General features: G+C 46.8%; 16 protein-coding genes. 12 read left to right on the top strand and 4 right to left on the bottom strand.

Features of this window, described 5'->3' with window-relative positions; genetic code table 11:
- Positions 1 to 307 precede the first annotated feature (307 nt).
- The gene (gene acnA / locus BMZ28_RS06885; RefSeq protein ID WP_074821810.1) at positions 308 to 2,980 is read left to right on the top strand and encodes an aconitate hydratase AcnA; all 2,673 of its coding nucleotides are present in this window, start codon (positions 308 to 310) and stop codon (positions 2,978 to 2,980) included.
- 164 nt (positions 2,981 to 3,144) lie between these two features.
- Here acnA and torS read toward each other — a convergent pair whose 3' ends face one another.
- Positions 3,145 to 5,886: a TMAO reductase system sensor histidine kinase/response regulator TorS gene (torS, locus tag BMZ28_RS06880; protein WP_074821806.1), complete on the bottom strand. Its 2,742-nt coding sequence runs from the start codon at positions 5,884 to 5,886 to the stop codon at positions 3,145 to 3,147.
- A gap of 210 nt (positions 5,887 to 6,096) precedes the next feature.
- Here torS and torT point away from each other — a divergent pair, with 210 nt between their 5' ends.
- Positions 6,097 to 7,164, top strand: coding sequence for a TMAO reductase system periplasmic protein TorT (gene torT, locus BMZ28_RS06875; RefSeq protein ID WP_169052210.1), 1,068 nt, complete (start codon positions 6,097 to 6,099; stop codon positions 7,162 to 7,164).
- On the opposite strand, the gene torR is transcribed toward torT, so the two are convergent.
- Entirely contained in the window at positions 7,137 to 7,841 is a 705-nt protein-coding gene (torR, locus tag BMZ28_RS06870; protein WP_074821803.1) for a two-component system response regulator TorR, read from the bottom strand. The genes torT and torR overlap by 28 nt on opposite strands.
- Before the next feature lie 178 nt (positions 7,842 to 8,019).
- Between torR and torC the strand changes: the two genes are divergently transcribed.
- The 4 genes from torC (at position 8,020) to BMZ28_RS06850 (ending at position 13,625) form a co-directional block, all read left to right on the top strand.
- Positions 8,020 to 9,183, top strand: a complete 1,164-nt coding sequence (gene torC, locus BMZ28_RS06865) for a pentaheme c-type cytochrome TorC (RefSeq protein WP_074821801.1) — start codon at positions 8,020 to 8,022, stop codon at positions 9,181 to 9,183.
- Positions 9,184 to 9,207: 24 nt separating this feature from the next.
- A complete protein-coding gene (gene torA, locus BMZ28_RS06860; protein ID WP_074821798.1) occupies positions 9,208 to 11,730 on the top strand; it encodes a trimethylamine-N-oxide reductase TorA in 2,523 nt (840 codons plus the stop codon).
- An 85-nt stretch (positions 11,731 to 11,815) separates the two neighbouring features.
- Positions 11,816 to 12,490, top strand: a complete 675-nt coding sequence (torD, locus tag BMZ28_RS06855) for a molecular chaperone TorD (RefSeq protein ID WP_074821792.1) — start codon at positions 11,816 to 11,818, stop codon at positions 12,488 to 12,490.
- Positions 12,491 to 12,815: 325 nt separating this feature from the next.
- Complete coding sequence (locus BMZ28_RS06850; protein ID WP_074821789.1) at positions 12,816 to 13,625, top strand: DUF4198 domain-containing protein; 810 nt, start codon at positions 12,816 to 12,818, stop codon at positions 13,623 to 13,625.
- A 483-nt stretch (positions 13,626 to 14,108) separates the two neighbouring features.
- Here BMZ28_RS06850 and BMZ28_RS06845 read toward each other — a convergent pair whose 3' ends face one another.
- A complete protein-coding gene (locus tag BMZ28_RS06845) occupies positions 14,109 to 14,801 on the bottom strand; it encodes a helix-turn-helix transcriptional regulator (protein ID WP_074821785.1) in 693 nt (230 codons plus the stop codon).
- Between the two features lie 528 nt (positions 14,802 to 15,329).
- Here BMZ28_RS06845 and BMZ28_RS06840 point away from each other — a divergent pair.
- The 6 genes from BMZ28_RS06840 to deoD all read left to right on the top strand — a co-directional run bounded on the left by BMZ28_RS06840 (position 15,330) and on the right by deoD (position 21,805).
- Complete coding sequence (locus BMZ28_RS06840; RefSeq protein WP_074821782.1) at positions 15,330 to 15,761, top strand: DoxX family protein; 432 nt, start codon at positions 15,330 to 15,332, stop codon at positions 15,759 to 15,761.
- Positions 15,762 to 15,958: 197 nt separating this feature from the next.
- The gene (hlyD, locus tag BMZ28_RS06835; protein ID WP_074821779.1) at positions 15,959 to 16,948 is read left to right on the top strand and encodes a secretion protein HlyD; all 990 of its coding nucleotides are present in this window, start codon (positions 15,959 to 15,961) and stop codon (positions 16,946 to 16,948) included.
- Positions 16,949 to 16,957: 9 nt separating this feature from the next.
- On the top strand, positions 16,958 to 18,712 hold the full coding sequence (locus BMZ28_RS06830) for an ATP-binding cassette domain-containing protein (RefSeq protein ID WP_074821776.1): 1,755 nt from the start codon (positions 16,958 to 16,960) through the stop codon (positions 18,710 to 18,712).
- Positions 18,705 to 19,859 (top strand): ABC transporter permease, encoded by a 1,155-nt coding sequence (locus BMZ28_RS06825; protein ID WP_047781876.1) that lies wholly within the window; start codon positions 18,705 to 18,707, stop codon positions 19,857 to 19,859. Before BMZ28_RS06830 ends, BMZ28_RS06825 begins: the two co-directional genes overlap by 8 nt.
- Positions 19,860 to 19,879: 20 nt before the next feature.
- A complete protein-coding gene (locus BMZ28_RS06820) occupies positions 19,880 to 20,986 on the top strand; it encodes an ABC transporter permease (RefSeq protein ID WP_047782757.1) in 1,107 nt (368 codons plus the stop codon).
- Positions 20,987 to 21,085: 99 nt separating this feature from the next.
- A complete protein-coding gene (gene deoD, locus BMZ28_RS06815; RefSeq protein WP_047781877.1) occupies positions 21,086 to 21,805 on the top strand; it encodes a purine-nucleoside phosphorylase in 720 nt (239 codons plus the stop codon).
- 500 nt (positions 21,806 to 22,305) lie between these two features.
- On the opposite strand, the gene pgtP is transcribed toward deoD, so the two are convergent.
- The gene (pgtP, locus tag BMZ28_RS06810) at positions 22,306 to 23,694 is read right to left on the bottom strand and encodes a phosphoglycerate transporter PgtP (protein WP_074821773.1); all 1,389 of its coding nucleotides are present in this window, start codon (positions 23,692 to 23,694) and stop codon (positions 22,306 to 22,308) included.
- Positions 23,695 to 24,180 lie beyond the last annotated feature (486 nt).

Here is a 24,180-nt window from a genome sequence, read left to right as displayed (position 1 = left end):
GAGAACGGGTTAATAAGGGGGGATACTCTAAATACGAGACGGTTATACTATCATCGATTATATGGCGATTGATCTATCACTGCAGTTAATTTTCACTTCTGTGACGAATCGATATTCAGCGAAAATGATTATCCGCAACTCTTCTATTAAGCACAATTCACATCAAACCTATTCTATTAATCGCCATCAACGAATTTGTTAATCAAATGTTGTCAAATATTTGTGTTATCTTTAATACAGCAATGCAGCACTTCAAAAAAATTATTACCGGTAGATATCGGTAATATCGATAATCAATGGAGGAGCTATGTCATCTGACCTACGTCAACAAAGCCTTGAGAAGCTGACGGTCGACCGGCAGGATTACTATTATTATAGTCTGCCCAAAGCCGCGACTCGTTTAGGCGATATTCAACGCCTGCCGAAATCACTTAAAGTCCTGTTAGAAAACTTACTGCGTTTCATCGATGGTGATACGGTGCAGGAATCTGATCTGGCGGCGCTGGTGGACTGGCTGAAATCGGGCCATGCCGACCGGGAAATCGCCTACCGCCCTGCCCGCGTATTAATGCAGGACTTTACCGGCGTGCCGGCAATTGTCGATCTGGCGGCCATGCGTGAAGCCGTACAACGCCTCGGTGGCGATGCCAGCAAAGTGAATCCGCTATCGCCCGCCGATCTGGTGATTGACCACTCCGTCACCGTTGATGACTACGCTAACGCTGGCGCGTTTAGTGCCAACGTTAAGCTGGAAATGCAGCGTAACCATGAACGCTATGCCTTCCTGCGTTGGGGGCAAAAAGCCTTTAGTCGCTTTCGCGTCGTTCCTCCCGGTACCGGTATTTGTCATCAGGTTAACCTTGAGTATTTGGGGCAAACCGTATGGCAGGAAGAGCAGAACGGTAAGCTGATGGTTTATCCCGATACGCTGGTCGGTACCGACTCTCACACCACCATGATTAACGGTCTGGGTATTCTTGGCTGGGGCGTCGGCGGTATTGAAGCGGAAGCCGCCATGTTAGGACAGCCGGTATCAATGCTGATTCCTGATGTGGTTGGATTTAAAATGATCGGCCAACTACGGGAAGGGATCACCGCTACGGATCTGGTGTTAACCGTCACCCAAATGCTACGCCAACACGGCGTGGTCGGTAAGTTCGTTGAATTCTATGGCGATGGTCTGGCCCGTTTAACGCTGGCAGACCGAGCGACTATCGGCAATATGTCACCTGAATTTGGTGCCACCTGCGGCTTTTTCCCGGTGGACGAGGAAACGCTGCGCTATATGCGCCTGACCGGACGCAGTGAACAACAGATTGCGCTGGTTGAAGCCTATAGCAAAGCGCAGGGAATGTGGCGAAACCCCGGTGATGAACCGGTATTTACCAGCACCCTTTCACTGGATTTATCCACGGTAGAAGCCAGCCTTGCCGGACCTAAACGGCCGCAGGATAAGGTCCTGTTAACCAAGGTGAAACAGGCATTTGAAGCCTATACCGAGCTGGATACCACCGCCCGTACACCACGGGTTGAGGAGGTTGCCGTTACGCTTAACCAACAAACCTTCCCATTAAAACAGGGAGCGGTGGCCATTGCCGCGATTACTTCCTGTACCAATACCTCCAACCCCGGCGTGATGATGGCTGCCGGTCTACTGGCGAAAAAAGCGGTAGAGAAAGGTCTACAACGCCAGCCATGGGTGAAATCCTCACTGGCTCCGGGTTCCAAAGTGGTTACCGATTATCTAAACGGTGCGGGCTTAACCCCCTATCTGGAAAAGCTGGGATTTAATCTGGTGGGCTACGGCTGTACCACCTGTATTGGTAACTCCGGTCCATTATTAGCCCCCATTGAAGCGGCAATTAAACAAGGTGATATCACCGTCGGCGCCGTCCTATCCGGTAACCGAAACTTTGAAGGGCGTATCCATCCGCTGGTGAAAACCAACTGGCTGGCTTCACCGCCGCTGGTGGTAGCCTATGCGCTAGCCGGGAATATGAAAATCGACCTGACTCACGATCCGTTAGGTGTCGGTAAAGACGGCCAACCGGTTTATTTGAAGGATATTTGGCCTTCCAATCAGGAAATCGCTCTGGCAGTTGAGGGGGTCAACGCCAGCATGTTCCGCAAAGAGTATGCCGAAGTGTTTGATGGCGATGCCGAGTGGCAATCAATTAAGATTGAGCCATCCCAAACCTATCACTGGCAGGAGGATTCCACCTATATCCGCCATCCGCCTTTCTTTACCACCATGCAATCAGAGCCGGAGCCGGTACAGGATATTCACGGCGCGCGGATTCTGGCGCTACTCGGCGACTCCGTCACCACCGACCACATTTCACCGGCAGGTAATATCAAGGCCAACAGTCCGGCCGGACTTTATCTCAGTCAGCATGGTATTGAAGCGAAAGACTTTAACTCCTACGGCTCTCGTCGGGGTAACCACGAAGTAATGATGCGCGGTACGTTCGCCAATATCCGCATTCGCAATGAAATGGTTCCCGGTGTCGAAGGAGGATTCACCCGCTATATTCCTACTCAGGAAACCCTGCCGATTTATGATGCCGCCATGCGCTACCAGCAAGATAACGTTCCGCAGGCGGTGATTGTCGGTAAAGAATACGGCTCTGGCTCCAGCCGCGACTGGGCGGCCAAGGGGCCGATGCTGTTAGGCGTGCGGGTAGTTATTGCCGAGTCCTTTGAAAGAATTCACCGCTCTAACCTGATTGGGATGGGCATTCTGCCACTAGAATTTGCACCGGGCGTGACGCGTAAAACCTTAAAGTTAACCGGTGATGAAACCATTACCGTTACCGGATTAACCGACCTGAAGCCGGGGCAAACGGTTATCGTCACCATTACTCATCCTGACGGTCACCATGACATGATCAATACGCAGTGCCGTATTGATACCGGCAATGAATTAACCTACTACCAAAACGGCGGTATTCTGCACTATGTTATCCGTAGAATGTTGTAGTTCGATAGAAGAAAAATGTCTGTCTAATCGGGTAATTCCGTTCAATTAAGCATTTTTACTCGGTATGCAGTAACTCGAATCCCGTCATCCCGGTGCAAACCGGGATCTCGGGTTAACTGATAGATATGGAGGCTGATTATTTCTTTGATACTCCTGCGCTTCCTTTACTCAGCCAGCGCCTTTTCCAAAGCGCTTAAGCTATCCGCCACTAACCGCTCCAGATAATCAATATCGACCCATTTGCCCTGTTCAATATCCCCGAAGCATAACGATAGCGCACTCATCGCCAGTGACTGGCTGCTGCTTTTCAGTTGATGGGCTAATCGGCCTGATGCTTCAGTATCTTGGCTGGCAAGGTTGTCCTTCAATTGTTCAATCAACGGCAGATTTTGCTGTCGATAAAGCTGCAGCCATTGGGCAAGTTTATCTCGACCAAAACAGGCAATATCCTCACTGAACTGCTGTTTATCCAGCAGATTATTGTCCTCTGACTGAGGCGAGGTCATCACTGGCTGGTGATGGGATAAATAATCCGTCAAATCCCTTAAGCGTAAAGGTTTACTGATAAATCCGATAAACCCACTCTGGTGACAACGTTCGATGACTTCACTTTGAATATGGGCGCTAAATGCAGTTAAGGGTAAGTCAGGGCAACGCTGATGCAGAGCATTTGCCAGGGTAAAGCCGTCCATATCCGGCAGATCCAGATCGACCAGCGCCATATCAAACGTCAATGCAGATTGCGCCACCTTGGCCAGCGCTTCTGCGCCATTAATCGCTGGCGTTACGGAGCAACCAAGCTGGGACAGCAGTTCAGCGGTAATTTTCTGGTTCAATAAATTATCTTCGACTAATAAAACCTGCATTCCTGCATAGCTCACAACGCTCCCGGAATTCGCTGGGCTTAGCGCTAATGGCGCACTCACCTCAGTAACCGGAATACTCAGGGTAAAGCAACTCCCTTCCCCCGGTCGGCTCTCAAAGTAAAGCTGGGCTTGCATGGCTTCGGCCAGTCGTTGGCAAATCGTCAGGCCGAGACCGGTGCCACCGCGTCGGTGCGTCAATTGCGTAAAAGGCTGGAACAATGCTTTTTGACTCTCAGAAGGAATACCGATGCCAGTATCTTTAACCGAAATATTCCACCGTTCGGCATCGCCATAGCTCGACAGAGTAATCGTTCCCCTATCGGTAAATTTAATGGCATTACCCAGTAAATTACAGACGATTTGCCAGACCCGCTGCTGATCGGCCTTAACATACTCCGGTAAGCCCGCCGCCATCTCCAGACGCAAATCCAGCCCTTTCTTCTGCGCGGCACCGGACATCAACTGCCCCGCCTGTTGTATCAGTTGAGCAGGGGCAACGGGTGAAGGACAAATGGCAATATTTCCTGACTCAATCGAGGAGTAGTCCAAAATATCATTCAGGATAGATAACAGATTCTCACCGCTATCATGAATCGTATTAATGGCTGACGTATTCTCCGGCGACTGAGGTTTAAGCAGCAAAATTTGAGTGGTGCCAAGAATCGCGTTGAGCGGCGTACGGATTTCATGGCTCATCATCGCCAAAAAGGTCGATTTCGCCCGGTTAGCCACTTCCGCTTCTTTTCTGGCTAACGTATGTTGCTCCACCAGTTGGCTTAACTCTTGCGTTCGCTGATCCACCAGCGTTTCCAGATGACGCTGCTGATGGTGAAGAGAAACCGTATTGGTACGAAACTGTTCGACCAGATGACCAATGGTCTTTAATTCACTGGCGGAAATTGTCTGGGGCAATGGCGTTTGTAAATCCCCATTCAGAATACGCTTGAGCGCTTCCGTCTGAATCGTTAGCGGACGAGCCACCGAACGCCAAACGATATGCCACAAAATCAGTAGTAGCGTGATTAATGAGACAATACTCATCACGATTAATAAATTTTGGTTAGTCTCTCTGGCGGAGCTAACCTGCCGTAACGCCTGCTGATTTCGGCTACTCACCAGATGAACCAGCGCGTTTAACTGTCCGTTAAACTGCGAAAACAACAAGAGGTTATATTGATTGGAATTATCCAGCTGTTTCTTTAGCTCAAGACTGTGTCTTTTAAGTTGAAACAGCTCCTGATAAAGCGCCAAATCAGACGCCAGCAGCCGAAGATTGGAGCGACGATGAGGATCGGCCACAAACTGCAAGCGACGCTTAACAATATCAACCAACTGACGAAATCGGGGTTCAATATCCGCCAGCGTTTTCTCAGCGTTGGTATTAGCAATCTGCGAAAGTAAATAGGCCACGGTGAGCGACTGTTCATGAAGCTCGGTCATTCGGCTTTGACGATCTAAATCCACTTCCACCAACCGATCCAGCGCCTGCTCTACCCGGGTTTTATCCTGCCGCTCAAGATTGTCATACAGGGAAGCAATATTCGCACTCACCTCGGTTCTGGCATTATTCACCTGACTTTTCGTCAGCTCTGAAATTTGATTGGCCGCCGATGCAATACGTTCATTGATTTGACTAATTTGCCGTTCCCGCTCCAGTTTCTGCTGCACCAACGTCCCCTGAAGGCTTAAGTTGTCTGCCAGTTTCTGTTCTTGCCGTCCAATGTCGGTAGTATCAAAACCCAGTTGCTGTAAGCTTTCCAACAGTTGGCGAATGCGAATACTCTGAGTAGTTAGAATCTTGCCCTGCGCCTCCAGCTCCGTTTCCGAAGTGACTTCATTTAGCGCTTGGGCAGAAAACAGGATATGGGCTCCCGACTCACTCAACTGACGGGCAGCATCCATCGTCGGCAGTAAATTAATGGTGCTCTGTTGTTCAATCTGCTTAATATGACGAAAACCTGCCCAACCGATCAGCGCACTGGTTAATGACAATATTGCCATTAATACAAAGGCCAACCATAAACGATAGGTTAATGACATAGAGGATGATCTGCTTGGTGTGATATTAAGTTAATTTCCGGCAGTGTATCAGAGAATGATTTGCACATAATCCTTTAACAAGGATCTGTCACAACACTATTGATCCAAAATAACGCTGGCTGCTAAATGATATATCGATTATTTTAAAGCCAAATCAGCTTATTAATAAATAAGCTGGCTCTCTATTTATAATTTGTGGCGATCAACAGCATGATGCGTAATTTAATACGTCTTCTTGGCATTACTCTGCTTTTTACGGTTTGTTATGCCAATAGCTTCAGCAACCGTATTAACGTTTGGTCGCCGCCATTCTCCTATTCAACACCGCCGGAAGAGCAGTCTTATCGTTCGGTCACGGCTAAACAAGCCTGGCGGCTATGCGCGCTTTATCCCCACCTTAAGGATTCCTATTGGCTATCCGTCAACTATGGCATGGTGGAGCAGGCTCGCCTCTCAAACATTGAATTACAGGTGTTTGACGCTGGGGGTTATTACAGCTTAGCGACCCAACTTGAACAGATTCAACAGTGCCGCAATTGGGGAGCCGATGCCATTTTATTAGGTGCCATCTCGTTTGACAGAATCAATCCTCAGCTCACTGCATTGGCCGGTAACATTCCGGTCTTGGGATTGATCAATGAAACGATTCCACAGGGTATTTCCGCCAGAGTCGGGGTGCCGTGGCGTGAAATGGGCATCAACGTTGGGCAATTTCTTGCTCAACGATCACAACATCATCCGTTAAAGGTATTACTGTTACCCGGCCCGCAAAACCGAGGCGGCACCGATCTGGTTGAGCAGGGTTTCTATAAAGAAATTGCCGGTCACCCGATTGAGGTTGTCGATATCGCTTGGGGTGATAACGATCATGAGGCTCAGAGAAATTTGCTACAGCAAATGCTGGAACAACACCCGGATATTAATCTCATTGCTGGCAGCGCCGTGGCTATTGAGGCCGCTATTCCAGAACTACAATTGCACAAGCTGGCCGATAACGTGGATTTGGTATCATTTTATCTTTCCCATGAGGTCTACCGTGGGCTGAAACGCCATCGCGTATTAATGGCAAATAGCGATCAAATGGTACTTCAGGGCAGATTAAGCGTCGATCAGGCCATCAGGCTGCTGCAAAAAGAGCCCTTATTGCAGGATATCGGGCCAAAAATTTTAACCCTAACCCCAGAGAATCTGGCGGACTTTGATATTCACTCTTCACTGTCGCCGGGAGAATTTCGTCCTGAGTATGAAGTTCACTCTACATCAGCGACAAATAAGTAACCTTCACCATGGATAGCGGTAAACAAATCGGCATGCAGTTTATTACGTAGCCGCCGCACCAACACATCAATAGTGCGCTCATCCGGGCTATGATTACGATGTGTCATCATTGACAGCAAACGCTCGCGGTTAAGCACTTGCTGCGGGTAACGGGTAAATGCCAGCAGCAGTTCAAACTCCGAACGGGTTAACTTAACCTGTTGGTCATTATTCCATAGTTGGCGCTTAGGAATATCCAGAACATACTGTTCAAAGCGAACCACTTTATCGTTATCGGGAGTTAAACTATTGATTTCGGCCTGTTCCACCAAAGCCATGCGCCAAAGCAAGTTTTTAACCCTGACCGAAAGCTCCCGCAGTTCGATAGGCTTAGTGACATAATCATCTGCGCCCATTTCCAGGCCAACAATGCGATCGACGCTGTCGGTTCTGCCGGTCACCAAAATAATCCCAATATCAGAGCGTTCACGTAATTGTCGGGTTAACAGTAAACCATTTTCGTCAGGTAAATTAATATCCAATAAAATTAAATCAATCCGTTGCAACACCATTATCTCTTTTAGCTGCACCGCATTTTCCGCCGCCGAGACCTGATACCCTTCCTGCTTAAAATAGCTGGTTAATCTGTCACGCGTTATCGCGTCATCTTCAATTACCGCAATATGCCACTGTTTCATCGATTTGGTTGCCTCGGGAATACCCCAAAATTATTTTCATATTTTTTCATATATTATTTTTATTTTTTCATTTGTTATTTTTGTCTGTTCATTTATGGCTACAACCCTATTCATATATAACCGCTAGTATACCAAAGATAATAAAAATAACGCCTACTGAGGAAAATAAGGAATATTCATGAAGCGTCTTTGGTTAGCTCTTAAAAAGCCGAGTAAGAAATGGTCCGTTCTAAGTTTATTACTCATCGGTACCATTATCGGCATCGCCCTGATTATGGTTCCTCACGCTGGTTTAGAAATCACCGGTTCAACAAAATTCTGTATCAGCTGTCATGAAATGGAAAGCACCGTCTATAAGGAATATCAGCAAACGACCCACTTTAGCAATGCTTCTGGCGTCCGTGCTGAATGTAAAGATTGCCACATCCCGCCGGGTACTTTCTCCGCGATAGGTCGGAAAATTGAAGCCAGTAACGATCTCTATCAGAAATTTATCACTGGCTCGATTGATACACCGGAAAAATTTGAAGCGAAGCGAGCAGAGCTGGCGGCGCGGGAATGGGAGAGAATGAAAGCCAACAACTCTGCAACCTGTCGCACCTGCCACAACTATGATGCGATGGATCACGCTAAACAACATCCTGAAGCGGCCAAACAGATGAAAATCGCCGCTAAAGATAACCAAAGCTGTATCGACTGCCACAAAGGTATCGCCCACAAAATGCCCGATATGAGCAGCGGGCTGAAAAAGGACTTTGAAGCACTGATTCAAATGGCCGAAAAACAGTCTGACGGCGAAACGCTATATACCCTCAATCAGAAACCAATATTTGCCAGCAAAGGTGATAAAGAGCCTGAAGGTTCCCTGCTGCCAGCCTCCGAAATCAAAGTATTAAAGCGTGATGGTGATTGGCTGGAAGTCTCTATCACTGGCTGGACTGAAACCGAAGGCCGCCGCCGCGTACTGTCTCTGCTACCGGGTAAACGTATATTCGTCTCAACCTTGAGAGGTGAGCTACAAACCCGAGCCAAGGCAGAAGAAGAGGTTGTCGTACCGGAAACCGGCACCAAATGGAGCAAGTTAACCACCACCGCTTGGATCCAAAAAGGTGAGCTGATTAATCAAGTCGAGCCTATCTGGACCTATGCCGGAACGTTATATAACAACACATGTAACCAATGCCACGGTGCACCGGACATTAAGCACTACGACGCTAATGCCTGGATCGGCACCCTGAAAGGTATGCTTGGATTTACCAGCCTGAATACCCAGGAAGAACGTATCTTACTGAAATATTTACAGGTTAATGCATCAGATATGCCAACTGAAAAACAACAATAAACGCATACGATTCAGGAGAAAAAAATGAAGCTTAATCACGATACGATCACCTTATCCCGACGCCGTTTCCTGTCAGGACTGGGCGCCTGTACCGCGCTGGGTATGCTGAGTCCTTCCCTGCTGGTACCCAATACCGCCAGAGCCAACGCACAGGATGCGCGCCTGGTATTAACCGGCTCTCACTGGGGAGCCATCCGGGCTAAAGTCGTTGATGGTCGTTTTACCGAAGCACTACCGTTCGAGCTGGATAAGCATCCAACCAAAATGATTGCAGGTCTGGCGGATCACGTTTACGCCACTTCCCGCATTCGTTATCCCATGGTTCGCGTGGACTGGCTCCGCAAGCGTCATTTGAGCGATACTTCTCAGCGCGGCGACAATCGCTTTGTGCGCGTAAGCTGGGATGAAGCCCTTGATTTGTTTTATCAGGAGTTGGAGCGAGTCCAGAAGGAATATGGTCCATCCGCCCTGCTCACCAGCAGCGGCTGGCAATCTACCGGGATGTTACATAACCCCGGCGCGATGCTAAGCCGGGCTATCGGCCTACACGGTACTTCGGTAGGAACCGGCGGCGATTACTCCACCGGGGCGGCTCAGGTCATTCTACCGCGGGTTGTTGGCGCGATGGAGGTTTATGAACAACAAACGTCCTGGCCCTTGGTATTGCAACACAGTAAAACCATTGTCATTTGGGGATCCGATCCTTATAAAAACCTACAGGTTGCATGGTGGTGTCCGGATCACGATGAATATGCCTACTATGAAGAATTAAAACAGAAAGTCGCCAGCGGTGAGATTAAGGTGATCAGCGTCGATCCAACGGTTTCCTCAACCCACGATTATTTGGGTCGCGAGCACGTTCAGCATATTGCGCTGAACCCACAGACCGACGTTCCATTGCAGTTGGCTATTGCCCATACCCTCTACACTGAAAGCCTGCACGATAAAAAATTCCTCAGCGAATACTGCGTTGGTTTTGAGCAATTTTTACCTTATCTGCTGGGTTCAACGGATGGGCAGCCTAAAGACGCCCAATGGGCGGCAACGCTATGCGGCATTGATGCAGAAACCATTCGGGCACTGGCCCGACAAATGGCGGCCAACAGAACCCAGATTATTGCCGGGTGGTGCGTCCAACGCATGCAGCACGGTGAGCAATGGGCATGGATGGTGGTGGTTCTGGCGGCGATGCTGGGCCAAATTGGCCTTCCAGGCGGCGGATTTGGTTTCGGCTGGCATTACAACGGTGCCGGTATGCCTACCCGCAAGGGAGTGATTCTCGGTGGTTTCTCCGGTGCCAGCAGCACGGCACCAATCCACAACGGCGATTTCAAAAACTACAGCAGTACCATCCCTATCGCCCGTTTTGTTGATGCCATGCTACAGCCTGGATCGACCATCAACTGGAATGGTAAGCGCGTTGTCCTGCCAATGATAAAAATGTGCGTTTTTGCCGGTACTAACCCCTTCCATCGCCATCAGGAATATAACAAGATGCGCGAAGGCTGGAAAACGCTGGAAACCGTGATTTCGGTGGATAATCACTGGACCTCTACCTGCCGATTTGCCGATATTGTTTTGCCTGCCACCACTCAGTTTGAACGTAATGATATCGACCAGTTTGGTAACCATTCCAATCGCGGTTTGATTTCAATGAAACAGGTTGTGCCACCACAGTTTGAATCTCGCAACGACTTCGATATTTTCCGAGATCTATGTAAGCGCTTTGACCGTGAAGCCGCCTTTACTGAAGGTTTGGATGAAATGGGCTGGCTAAAGCGTATTTATCAAGATGGTGTACAGCAGGGTAAAGGCAAGTCTATCCCGATGCCTGACTTCAATACCTTTTGGAATGAAAAAGAGTATCTTGAATTTGAGGGCGGTAGCCTGTGGGTACGCCATCAGTCTTTCCGTGACGATCCCGATCTGGAACCATTGGGTACGCCGAGCGGTTTAATTGAGATCTATTCAAAGACCATTGCCGATTTTCATTATGCCAATTGCCAAGGGCACCCAATGTGGTTTGAAAAAGCGGAGCGCTCCCACGGTGGCCCGGCTTCTGAGCATTTCCCACTGCATTTACAGTCGTGCCATCCAGATTATCGCCTGCACTCACAGCTTTGTGAGTCAGAAACCTTACGTGCGCACTACACCGTAGCCGGACATGAACCGCTTTATCTTAGTCCGCAAGACGCGGCCGCAAGAGGCATTCAGGATGGTGACGTGGTCAGAGTATTTAACCAGCGCGGTCAGGTACTGGCAGGGGCGGTGATTTCCGATCGCTATAAGCCGGGCGTAATCCGCCTGCATGAAGGAGCCTGGTACGATCCGATCTGGGATGGCGAACACGCAGGACTATGCCGCTACGGTAATCCAAACGTGCTAACGCTGGATATTGGCTCATCCGATCTGGCGCAGGCCACGTCGGCTCATACCGCGCTGGTTCAGATTGAACGCTTCACTGGCGGTGCTCAAAAAACGGCAGCCTTTATGGGGCCGAAAGAAATGGTAGCTCAGTGTGAATACGTTGAAAAACCTGAGTCATAATGGATAACTTTCTTCACGGAGGTAGCTACGCTGCCTCTTATCCGTTTATGTGAACCATAACGTCTAGCAGGATGGTAAAAATAGCATGAATGCATCACAAGAGATCGGACAAATCGGTCAGCAACGTGCCGCCGTATATGCGTGGTTTAGCGGCCTATTTGCCAGCGAACTGGATAAAAACGCCCTTGATAATCTACAATCAGAGCCCGTCGAGCAATGGCTAAATGCATTGTCAGATGAGCCACTGATGCAGAATTCCGTTAGCCAATTTCAGCAAATGATACAGGCAGTGACGATTAGGCCAGACGCCATTTTGGAACTCTCCGCTGACTTTGCCAGCCTGTTTTTAATGGCTACGCCAGTAGAAACTCAGCCTTATGCCTCAATGCATATCAATAAAGATAATCCCCGCTACTACGGCCAGAGTTCCGCCGATATGCAGAATTTGCTAACAAAGCTCGGTCTACAAACCCATGAAGCATTCCACGAACCGGAAGACCATCTGGCCATCATACTTGAACTACTCAGTCATCTGGCCTATGCCACATCGGAACAGATGGATAACCAATATGAATTGTTAATGCTCCAACAACAGCAAATTAGCCAGCTATTAGTTTGGCTACCCGCGTTTAGCACGGCCTGCCAGCAGCATGATAAATTTGGTTTCTATGCTGCCTTAGCGGATCTTACACTCAATTTTATTCAGTCCGATCGGCTATGGCTGGCAGAGATAGTCCCTTCCCCACATTTACCTCAATGAATCCGTCAGTGGTCAATCTTTGCTTCCGGGACAAGAATTGACCTGCTGACGCTAAATCCCTGGATTCAACACGGCTACAGACGATTCAACATTCCCCAGCCCCCTATTCTTCCCACATCGTTCGCCTCTATTCGTTGCAATGACTCGCCATCCCTAAGTTATCCCTTAATCAAAATAATTATTAATTGTTATGTTATAACGTTTCACTTAATAATTATTATCATTTATAGTCATCGTCTGAAACAGCAGTGATTCAGGATCTCTGTTTCAAACGTCAGCCTGCTTTAACAGGTGCCTATTAACATGAAGATGAAAGGATATTCATATGATAAGAATAGAAAACATACTAAGAATGGCATTAATAGTACTGCCTTTGGCATACACCACCGCCGCTCAATCCCACAGTCTCTGGGTTAATCAACCAACCGTTGAATCGGGAAAAACGGTCGTCGTTGAAATGGGCTATGGTGATGAATTTCCTACCGCAGAACCGATCGTGGCCGATCGTTTACATATCTTCGCGCCAATGAAAATGATTGGGGCGGCGGGTGAACTGACACTTCTGCCCGGAAATGAAAACTACCAGTTTGTCAGTAAGACACCGATAACTAAAGGAAGCTATCTGGTTCTGGCAACCTATAATCCGACCTTCTGGTCAAAAAATACCAAGGGATGGAAGCAGCAGTCCAGAAACGAAATGAGCGATGCCTCATACTGTGAAGTTGCTTCAATGTTTGGTAAAACCATCATTGATGTCGATCGTGCCAACAATATGGCGTTGCTCAGTGAGCCCCAAGGGCAAAAATTGGAAATTATTCCCCTTGCCAATCCATCGCTGATAAAACCCGGTCAGCCATTTCCAATTCAAGTACTTTATGATGGAAAACCAGCGAAAAATATTGCTGTTAGCGCCACCTTTGCCGGATTTGGCGATCCGCATGAACATCACGGCCATACCCACAGTCATGCTCAGGCATTTCTAAATAAAACCGATGGGCAGGGTAAGGTAAACATTTATCCCCTAAAAGCAGGCTACTGGATAGCATCCGTAGAGTATAAATCCCCATTTGAAGATAAAACCCAATGCGATGAATACGTCACTCAATCCACGCTAACATTTACCATCACAGAGTAGTCTCTTCCTATTTTCGCGCGCTGGTTAATACAGCGCGTACATTTACCAACCGACAAAATATGCGTGCATTCAACAAACTCTAAAAAATAAAACCCATCGATAAAAGTATCGAGTTTATCCCAATCGAAACGGTCATAAAGCAGAGAAGCATTCTGAAATGAATTCGATTAACCTGACTAATTAACTACTCATTAGACACAGGGAGAAATGATAACCACACTACCACTTAAGTACAGGTGTACATTCAGCTAAAATACTTAATACTCCTGACAAATCAATCAATTAATGAAAGTAACGATAATTCCTTGTTTTTACTACACTCCAGCATTTTTGATTAACACACGAGAAATAAATCCATTTAAATCAATTAGATAAGCTCACGCCTCATCTAAAAACTTATTTCGCAAAAAAAAATTACATGGGAAAACCCACTGTTTCGATTATTTTCTGCGAATCGCGATATTGACTTCAAATAAATCAACACTAATTCAACAAATTTAACTCAATCGCCTTTTTAATTGCGTGTTTAGCATTTGAAACATTTAATTTATTTACGATATTTTTCATATGAAATTTAATCGTTCTCTCACGGATACCCAGAATAATGGCTGACTCTATATATGTTTTTCCGATGCTGACCCACTGCAATATTTCCAGCTCTCTGGAAGATAATATAGAGTCTTTATTCTCAATAAGTTGGAGTAGATTAATTGTTTTATTTACGCGATCGTGAACATTAATTAATAATAATTGAAGATCGGCCAGATGCTTTTGAATTTTTTCATAAAAACAACTGTCACCGTCAATATTGCACAAACTCAGCAATGACAGATAATTATTGGCATCATGAACAACAAAAGTGTAGCCATCAAACACACTATAGCGTGAAGCAAAACTGCTCATCTCCGTGCTACCAGTGGATCGGCATGGTTCAGTCAGTTCATTCCATGCAAATGGAGTAATGGTTTGTTTCGCATACAAAACTACCGGATCATAGTGATAAAGCTCTGATTCCATGTAACATGAAATCCACTCATCTGGATAATTAGATAAAATAGCCGGTGTGGTATGGGCATATTTTGGAGATAAAAAATAACAATAATGGCTTATCCCATATGTTTGTAACTGTTTCTCAAGAAACAGTTTAATACTTTTATCATTTTTAAAAGGTCCCATATCTACCTCGATACTATTACCCAATATACTAAAAATAGTTTTAACTCTCCTATAGCATAATCCGATATCGTAAGTAGAGATACTGTCATAATTACCAATATTTCAGCTTAAAAAAATAAATATAAATCCAAAAAACTTAAAAATTACGATGTTCTAAAATAGTAAAAACAAAATTTAGGAATAACTCTGATGCCATTCTAATGTGTTCCTCCTCTGAAATATGGCTCCCTTCACAGCACAAACGGAATATTCACAATATATTTAATGATTATCTCGATCTAAAAAACCAACAAACCAACTTAATGTGATCTTTTATATTGATTACTACCTCTAATGAGGCAGCCGCTTATTTTACTTGAGGAAATAAAGAAAAGTGCGATTAGATAACAAAAAAACTTCACCTATACTTCAAGCTATCAGGGAGGGAAATTTGTCTCAGACTCGCTGATTACGCTCGAGATAGCCTCATATAAGACAAGTTAGTCCACTCAAATAGTTATCTATACCGTTAATATAGGATTCCCTATTATGCTTAAAACACTAAACCAATTTTTTACTCGTCTAACCGATCATCAAGATGGTGGCAAACTGCTGCTAAGAGTCTCTTTCTCTATTCTTATCCTGTTTCACGGTGTCGCCAAAGTACAGCACGGAGTTGGTTGGATTGGCGATCTTCTGGTCAGCAAAGGCCTTCCTTATTTTATTGCCTATGGTGCTTATATTGGTGAAATCGCTGCGCCAATTTTAATCATTCTCGGTATTTTCACTCGCCCCGCAGCTTTAGTGGTCGCCATTAATCTGCTGGTTGCCACATTGCTGGTAGGGATGGGGAAATTCTTCACATTAACTAACGTGGGTGCCTGGGGATTGGAATCTGAAGCGTTTTTCTTTCTGGGGGCCGTTATTACTATGATGCTGGGAAGCGGTAGATATTCCATGGTTGGGCCAGACTACCGATAAGTTCCCGCCATTCCGGTAGACCTTAGAGAGCACCACCCGCGGTGCTCTCTATAAACATTATTTTTCTCTATTCCAACCAAAACACCTCAAATTCAGCCTTCAACTAAATAAAATACATATTCATCATCTCCTTATGCTAACGTTAATGACTATACGGCACGGTTAATATTGTCAAATAGAGACGGAAGCTTGGCCTTATGCATAAGAAAAAAATAATTTTTATCATTGTGTTAGCCATTATCTGCATCGTGAGTGCACTGTATGGCTGGAATAGCTATCGCAATAATCGAGATCAAACGCTGTCTCTTTATGGCAATGTTGATATCAGAACGGTCAATCTGAACTTTCGCGTTGGTGGCCGTTTAGCTTCCCTAAACGTCGATGAAGGCGATCGGGTTAAACCGGGTCAAGTCCTTGGTCGATTAGATGATGCACCCTATATCAATGCCCTACAGCAGGCTAAAGCCAATGTCGCGTCATTGCAGGCTCGTCTTTCTCTGGTTCAGGAAGGCTATCGTGCCGAAGAGATCGCACAGGTAAAAGCAGCCGTTGACCAAAGTCAATCCGCTTATAATTATGCCGAAAGCTTTTATCAGCGTCAGCTAGGACTATGGAAAACTCGGTCTATTTCCGCCAATATGTTGGATGATGCCCGCAGCGCCAGAAATCAAGCTCAAGCGACATTGCAATCAGCCAAAGATAAATTGACCCAGTTTAAAACCGGTAATCGACCACAGGAAATTGCTGAAGCCAAAGCCAACCTTTCTCAAGCCGAAGCCGTTCTGGCACAGGCTGAATTAAATCTGTCAGATACCACATTGCTCTCCCCTTCCGAAGGCACCATTCTTACCCGAGCCATTGAACCGGGCAGTATGTTAAGTGCCAGTAACACGGTATTCAGCCTATCATTGACGAATCCAGTTTGGGTACGCGCCTATGTCAATGAAGTCAATTTAGCCAAGGCAGTTCCGGGGACTAAGCTGGAAATCTATACCGATGCCCGCCCTAATAAGCCCTATCACGGCACTATTGGTTTTGTCTCGCCCAATGCAGAATTTACGCCCAAAAGCGTTGAAACACCGGAACTACGCACCGATTTAGTTTATCGCCTGCGCATTATTATTGCCGATCCCGATGATAATCTGCGTCAGGGGATGCCCGTCACCATAACCTTTCCCGCTCATTAAGGAATCGTTATGACGGATACATCCTCAACACCTCATCACTGTATTGTGCTCGACAAGGTTGAGAAAAGTTTCCGTGGATTAACCAAACCCGCCGTTGCCAGCCTGACCACGCAGATAGACAGCGGTGGCGTTATGGGCTTAGTCGGGCCGGACGGAGCCGGGAAAACCACGCTAATGCGTATGCTAGCCGGTTTATTGAAGCCGGATGCGGGCACCATTCGCGTGATTGGGCTGGATCCCCTTCAAGATGATGGTCAACTTCACGCCATATTAGGCTATATGCCGCAAAAATTTGGTTTGTATGAAGATCTGTCAGTCCTTGAGAACCTGAATCTGTATGCTGATTTACGCAGCGTTATCGGTGAAGAACGTACAACCATCTTCGAAAAACTGCTCAATTTTACCGATCTTGCCCGTTTTACCGATCGTTTAGCCGGAAAACTATCCGGCGGTATGAAACAGAAACTGGGCCTGGCCTGTACACTAATCGGCCAACCGAAAGTTCTGCTGCTGGATGAACCCGGCGTCGGCGTTGATCCTATATCCCGCCGCGAACTGTGGAAAATGGTGCATGAGCTGGCGGATGAGGGCATGCTAATTCTTTGGAGCACTTCCTATCTGGATGAAGCAGAACAGTGCCGTCATGTGATGTTGATGAATGAAGGTGAACTCATCTTCAGTGGCCCACCACAAACGCTAACCCAGCGCATGGTCGGCCGTAGTGTACTGATGGCTGCGACTCAGGGCACGAACCGCAAGATGCTACAAAAAGCGCTGACTCTGCCACAGGTTAGCGATGGCGTGATTCAGGGAAAAGCCGTGCGCTTGATCCTAAAACAGGGAGAAGATCATCAGCAACTCCCTGCATTACTCCATCAGCCGGGGGCAAAAGTCGAAGAAGCGGAACCGCGTTTTGAAGATGCATTTATTGACCTGTTAGGGGGGAATCCCGCCAGTGAATCCGCCCTGGGGCAGATTATGCCGTCGGTAGAAGGGAGCCCGCAGGATGTGGTGATTGAAGCAATATCTCTGACCAAAAAATTTGGTCCGTTTGCAGCAACGGATAATGTTAGCTTTCAGGTCAAACGCGGTGAGATTTTCGGTCTACTCGGCCCCAACGGCGCAGGTAAATCAACCACCTTTAAGATGATGTGCGGCCTGTTGGTACCCAGCGGCGGAAAAGCGCTGGTGCTAAATCTGGACTTAAAAACCAGTTCCGGCAAAGCCCGCCAGCATCTGGGCTATATGGCGCAAAAATTCTCTCTGTATGGCAACCTGACCGTTGCACAGAATCTGAAGTTTTTTTCGGGAGCCTATGGTTTGTACGGGCAACGGCAAAAAAACAAGATCGCCGATATGACCAAAGCCTTTAATTTCACCCCAATTCTTAATCAGGAACCCAATTCCCTGCCGTTAGGATTTAAACAGCGGCTGGCACTCGCCTGTGCCCTGATGCATGAACCGGACATTCTGTTTCTGGATGAACCGACCTCTGGCGTTGACCCCATCACCCGCCGAGAATTTTGGCTGCACATTAACGGTATGGTAGAAAAAGGCGTCACGGTAATGGTCACTACTCACTTTATGGATGAAGCTGAGTATTGCGATCGTATTGGCTTGGTTTATCGGGGGAAAATTATCGCCTCAGGTTCACCCGACGATCTGAAGCAGCAAGTTGCCAGCGCGGAAAATCCAAACCCAACCATGGAACAAGCGTTTATCGATCTGGTACTGGGCTACGATCAAGGAGGACAGAATGAGTAACGCCTCCGCTAAAAAGCCCCATACCTTTTTCTCGCTACGGCGGTTAATCGCCCTATGCCGTAAAGAGACCTACCAAATCCTGCGCGACCCCAGCAGTGGGCTTATTGCCTTTGTCATTCCGCTGATGCTGCTCTTTATCTTTGGCTACGGTATTAATCTGGATTCCAGCAAATTGAAAGTGGGTATTCTGATGGAGCAACAAACGCCGGAAGCCCGCCATCTGGTTGATGCCTTTATCGGCTCAGCCTATATCGCCCCAACCATCAGTACCGATCGTCGGGAATTGATACATAAGCTTCAAGCCGGTGAAATCCGCAGCATGATTGTCATTCCATCTGACTTTGCTCAACAGCAATATCGTCCGGAAAATACCGCACCGATCCAGGTTATTACCGACGGCAGTGAACCGAATACCGCGAACTTTGCTCAAGGGTATGCCCAAGGTATCTGGCAAATATGGCAGCAAAATGTGGCCATCGATCATGGTCAAACACCACAAGGACTGATTGATGTCCAACTGCGCTATTGGTTTAACCCTTCGGCCATCAGCCGCAACTTTATTATTCCCGGCGCGATAACTATCATCATGACGGTTATCGGCGCGATCCTCACCTCACTGGTGATTGCCAGAGAGTGGGAACGCGGTACCATGGAAGCCCTGCTCTCCACTCAGGTAACCCGTGGAGAGTTACTCCTGTCAAAACTGATTCCCTACTATTTTTTGGGCATGATCGCCATGGCGCTGTGCGTGATCGTCGCGGTATTTGTGATGAATGTTCCTTACCGGGGCTCGCTGCTGATCCTATTTGCCATTAGCAGCCTGTTTTTAGCCAGCACTCTGGGAATGGGGCTCTTGATTTCGACTCTGACGCGCAATCAGTTTAATGCGGCGATGGTGGCATTAAACGCTGCCTTTCTGCCCGCGGTCATGCTATCCGGATTTATCTTTGAAATTGACAGTATGCCGCAGGTGGTCAGGGCTGTGACCTATATTATTCCCGCTCGCTACTTTGTGAATACCCTACAAACTCTGTTTCTGGCGGGAAATATCGGACCAATCCTGTTGATGAATACTCTGTTTTTAATTGCCTCGGCGATTTTCTTTATCGGACTGACGGCATTAAAAACCCGACGGAGGCTGGATTAATGGCCGGACACACCGTCACCATGCTGCATCGACTGTTATCCCTCATCATCAAGGAGCTACAGTCGCTGCTGCGCGATCCACAAACCCGAGTTATTCTGGTGCTTCCGGTATTGATGCAGGTTATTTTGTTCCCCTTTGCCGCCACGCTGGAAGTGACCAATGCTACCATTGCCGTTTATAGCGAAGATAACGGTAAAGCGTCGGTAGAACTGACCCAGCGTATCGCCAAAGCCAGCGCGTTTAGTCAAGTGCTGTTATTACACAGTTCACAGGAGATTGAGCCAACCATCAATCAACAAAAGGCGCTGTTGCTGGTTCGTTTTCCTGCCGATTTCTCACGCAACCTGGCCGCAGGGCAAACTACCCCGTTGCAGATTATTCTCGACGGACGCCGCTCCAATAGCGCTCAAATTGCCGCTAACTATATTCAGCAAATCATTAAACAATATCAGTTGGAACTCAGCGCCAATATACCAAAGCAAAACAACAGTGAACTGGTGATTCGCAACTGGTATAACCCCAATCTGGACTATAAGTGGTTTGTGGTGCCGTCGCTTATCGCCATGATTGTCACTATTGGCGTATTAATCGTGACGTCTCTATCTGTTGCCCGGGAACGGGAACAGGGAACGCTGGAGCAGCTTTTAGTCTCTCCGTTGACCACCTGGCAAATCTTTATCGGTAAAGCCGTTCCTGCGATGATTGTGGCGATATTTCAGGCTTCCATCGTACTACTGGTGGGGATCTTCTGTTATGAGATTCCGTTTGCCGGTTCTCTGCTGCTGTTTTACAGCACTATGCTTATTTACACCCTATCGTTGGTTGGCTTTGGGCTGTTGATTTCTTCCCTGTGCGCCACCCAGCAACAGGCGTTTATTGGGGTATTCGTCTTTATGATGCCGGCCATTTTGCTATCGGGTTATGTCTCACCGGTGGAAAATATGCCGGTCTGGCTACAGGATCTGACTTGGATTAACCCCATCCGCCATTTTACCGATATCACGAAACAGATTTATCTGAAAGATGCCGATTTCTCGATTATCTGGGGCAGCCTGTGGCCGCTGTTGGTCATTACCGTTACCACCGGTAGTCTGGCGTACTGGATGTTCCGACGCAAAATATCTTAATAATTACAGGAATTAGCCCACAATTCTGGGTTAACTCGGTTGCTGATGTCCCTTTGATAATGGCAATCTGAAACGTATCTTTTAATCAGGGAGAATTCTATGGCGACACCTCATATTAATGCCGAACGCGGTGACTTTTCCGATGTGGTTCTAATGCCCGGCGATCCACTACGCGCCAAACATATTGCCGAAACCCAGCTAGAACGGGCTAAACTGGTGACGGATACCCGCAATATGCTGGGTTTTACCGGTTATTACCGCGGCCGCCGAATCTCCGTGATGGGACACGGAATGGGCATTCCCTCCTGTTCAATCTATGCGAAAGAACTGATTACCGAGTATGACGTTAAACATCTGATCCGCGTCGGTTCATGCGGTGCGATCAATCGTCATCTGAAACTGCGCGATATCGTGATTGGTATGGGTGCTTCAACGGATTCCGGCGTAAATCGCCAACGTTTTAAAGGCCATGATTTTGCCGCACTGGCCGACTATGGTTTGTTACGCCATGCCGTTGATGCCGCACAGCAACAAAAAATTGATGTTCAGATAGGCAATATTTTTTCTGCTGACCTGTTTTATTCTCCGAACCCGGATATGTTCGATATTATGGAGAAGTTCAACATTCTGGCCGTCGAAATGGAAGCCGCTGGTTTGTACGGCGTCGCCGCTGAATTTGGTGCTAAAGCGCTGTGTATTTGCACCGTGTCAGACCATCTACGCCAGCCGGGCAACCTGAGTGCCGAACAACGGCAGACTTCATTTAATCAGATGGTTGAGATTGCGCTGGAGTCCGTGTTGTTGGGGGATAAGGCATAAAATAATAGTCTTAGAATAAGCGGGCATTCATTTAAGTATTTTTATTCTGTATACAATGACTGATAAATTTCACCATCCCGTCTTTATTCCCGTCATCCCAGCAAACGCTGGAACGCGTAGCCGTAGGAGAAGCAAACATTCACTATGTGAATGTTTGCTTAAGGGAGAGATCCTAGCTTTCGCTCTGTCTGAAGGATCCCCACAAATTTTTTATTTGGAGATTCAAAGGATTAAAGTAGGTATTTTGTGAGCGATTTGTTCCACTTATTAGTGACTCAGTCAGAATATGATCGCATTCCCCCCTTCGTCATTCCGGTGAAAACCGGAATCTAATGTTTTCGCTTAACGACAACGCTTGGCTTAAGAACGAGGTCCCCGCTTTCGCAGGGATGACGGCACCGATCAATTGTAAATATCACCGGAATGACGACTTAGATAGAACGTAAACGGCCTCACGATAGAGACCGTTTAACAAATGACAGATTATTACCTATTCAGCATTAAGCCGTCGCTGGCACTGCGTCATTCACTTCATCTTCTGCCGCTTTTGCCCTTTCACGCTCTAATTCCAGCGCTCCACGGTGAGTTAATATGCAGAAAATAATACAGCAGATCACGCCACCCAATAGCATGTAGAAGCCACCGTCCCAACCTACACGGTCAACCATCACACCAAACAGGCTGGTGCCTAATGAAGCCCCCAGAATATAACTAAGGAATCCACGCAGCCCCACAGCTGAACCCACAGCAAAGCTCGGTACGATTTCCATGGTCTGTACTGACGCTAGGAATTGCGGCACATAAATCAGACAACCCACGCAAGCGGCAAATACGGTCACCAACAGCAGAGAATTACTTTGCCAGTAACCCACCAAGCAGAAGAAGATCAGCGTCATACTGACAATCGCTAATGGCATGCGGCGTCCACGGAACAGCTTGTCACTTAACCAACCGGCCAACAAGGTTGACGGAATAGCCGCCCATTCAAAGAACAGGAACGCGACGCTCATTTCGGTTTTACTGAAATGCTTCACGGTTAACAGATAAATCGGTAACCAACTGATGATGCCAAAACGCACCATATAGACGAACACATCCACAAAAGAAACGTACCAGGCATTCTTATTTTTCAGTACATAGGTACAGAAAATCTGGAAGGCGGACATATTTTCTGGTGCCTTATCCCCTTTGATTTTCACTACCGGTGAATCGTCTTTTACAATCTCATTTAACGGCGGTAAACCTTCACTCACCGGTGAACCTTTACCGACGGTCAGAACCACCATCGCCAGAATCACAGCAATACCAGCAGGAACAATATAGCTGGCAATTTTCCAGTGCTCGGTACCCACCAGCGCAAAAGCAATCCCGATAATAGGCGCAACAATACCGCCACCCACGTTATGGGAAATATTCCAGATCGCTCCCGTTATGCCACGCTCTCTACGTGGGAACCAGTTAGCAATGGTGATAAACGATGGCCCGACACCCATTCCCTGAAAGAAACCGTTTAAAATAACTAACACGGCAAACATCCAGAAGGCAAAGCTGAAGCCCAATCCGACGTTAACCAGCGCACACAGAATCAAACCCACCGCCATATAGACTTTTGGATTGGCCTTATCCGCCAGACTACTCATGATGCCTTTACTGATCCCGTAAGCAATCAGCATGCAGCTACTAAGCAGACCAATCTGCGTCGCGGTCAGGTTGAGTTCTTGTTTTAAATAAGGGGTTGAAAGGGCAAAGTTATTACGCACAATGTAATAGGAAAGGTATCCAATAAATACGCTGAACAGCGCTTGAATACGATAGCGACTATAAGTACTTTGTATTTGGTCTTCCGGCACTTTATGTGTCGCGACCTTAGGTTTCAGTATAGATAGCATAGCATTACCTTAAACTGTTATTTTAAATTTATTGTTATCCGGAATATAAATAAGCCGTTCTAACCGACGGTTATTTCTATAAAAAAATCTTGGTTCTAATAATTAAATATGTACGCCGGAATTATTCATCCATTAAATAATAGAGTTATCTGACAAACCTAACTAACGAAGCTCGCTGTGGTCTCATCATGATTTATGCTGCATCCTGAGCGGTAAGCGGGATCGTTCCCCAGAGGTATATCAGTGGAATAATAATGACCTGAGATATTTTTATATTCAACAGAATGAAATGCGTCAAAAATAACCCAAAATATAAAAATCATGAGTCAATTTGTGACCATTAATATTTTTAGCTCGCCACCAAGATGAATTTTAGGATAAAATGTGTTAAATAAAACCGAATAAATAATAGCATCCGTTGAATTTATTTTATTATTATTTGAGCTTACTCACATATTTAAATGACACTTTTTCATAAATACGTTA

It is taken from the genome of Pragia fontium DSM 5563 = ATCC 49100, assembly GCF_900112475.1.
Classification (GTDB): Bacteria; Pseudomonadota; Gammaproteobacteria; order Enterobacterales; family Enterobacteriaceae; genus Pragia; species Pragia fontium.
The sequence above is the reverse complement of the archived record's forward strand: the minus strand, read 5'-3'. Positions and strand labels throughout refer to the sequence as shown.

What these genes read in the sequence shown, in the direction of transcription:
- acnA (WP_074821810.1), top strand. Translation starts at nt 308, where the DNA reads ATGTCATCTGACCTACGTCAACAAAGCCTTGAGAAGCTGACGGTCGAC.
- torS (WP_074821806.1), bottom strand. Translation starts at nt 5,886, where the DNA reads ATGTCATTAACCTATCGTTTATGGTTGGCCTTTGTATTAATGGCAATA.
- torT (WP_169052210.1), top strand. Translation starts at nt 6,097, where the DNA reads ATGATGCGTAATTTAATACGTCTTCTTGGCATTACTCTGCTTTTTACG.
- torR (WP_074821803.1), bottom strand. Translation starts at nt 7,841, where the DNA reads ATGAAACAGTGGCATATTGCGGTAATTGAAGATGACGCGATAACGCGT.
- torC (WP_074821801.1), top strand. Translation starts at nt 8,020, where the DNA reads ATGAAGCGTCTTTGGTTAGCTCTTAAAAAGCCGAGTAAGAAATGGTCC.
- torA (WP_074821798.1), top strand. Translation starts at nt 9,208, where the DNA reads ATGAAGCTTAATCACGATACGATCACCTTATCCCGACGCCGTTTCCTG.
- torD (WP_074821792.1), top strand. Translation starts at nt 11,816, where the DNA reads ATGAATGCATCACAAGAGATCGGACAAATCGGTCAGCAACGTGCCGCC.
- BMZ28_RS06850 (WP_074821789.1), top strand. Translation starts at nt 12,816, where the DNA reads ATGATAAGAATAGAAAACATACTAAGAATGGCATTAATAGTACTGCCT.
- BMZ28_RS06845 (WP_074821785.1), bottom strand. Translation starts at nt 14,801, where the DNA reads ATGGGACCTTTTAAAAATGATAAAAGTATTAAACTGTTTCTTGAGAAA.
- BMZ28_RS06840 (WP_074821782.1), top strand. Translation starts at nt 15,330, where the DNA reads ATGCTTAAAACACTAAACCAATTTTTTACTCGTCTAACCGATCATCAA.
- hlyD (WP_074821779.1), top strand. Translation starts at nt 15,959, where the DNA reads ATGCATAAGAAAAAAATAATTTTTATCATTGTGTTAGCCATTATCTGC.
- BMZ28_RS06830 (WP_074821776.1), top strand. Translation starts at nt 16,958, where the DNA reads ATGACGGATACATCCTCAACACCTCATCACTGTATTGTGCTCGACAAG.
- BMZ28_RS06825 (WP_047781876.1), top strand. Translation starts at nt 18,705, where the DNA reads ATGAGTAACGCCTCCGCTAAAAAGCCCCATACCTTTTTCTCGCTACGG.
- BMZ28_RS06820 (WP_047782757.1), top strand. Translation starts at nt 19,880, where the DNA reads ATGCTGCATCGACTGTTATCCCTCATCATCAAGGAGCTACAGTCGCTG.
- deoD (WP_047781877.1), top strand. Translation starts at nt 21,086, where the DNA reads ATGGCGACACCTCATATTAATGCCGAACGCGGTGACTTTTCCGATGTG.
- pgtP (WP_074821773.1), bottom strand. Translation starts at nt 23,694, where the DNA reads ATGCTATCTATACTGAAACCTAAGGTCGCGACACATAAAGTGCCGGAA.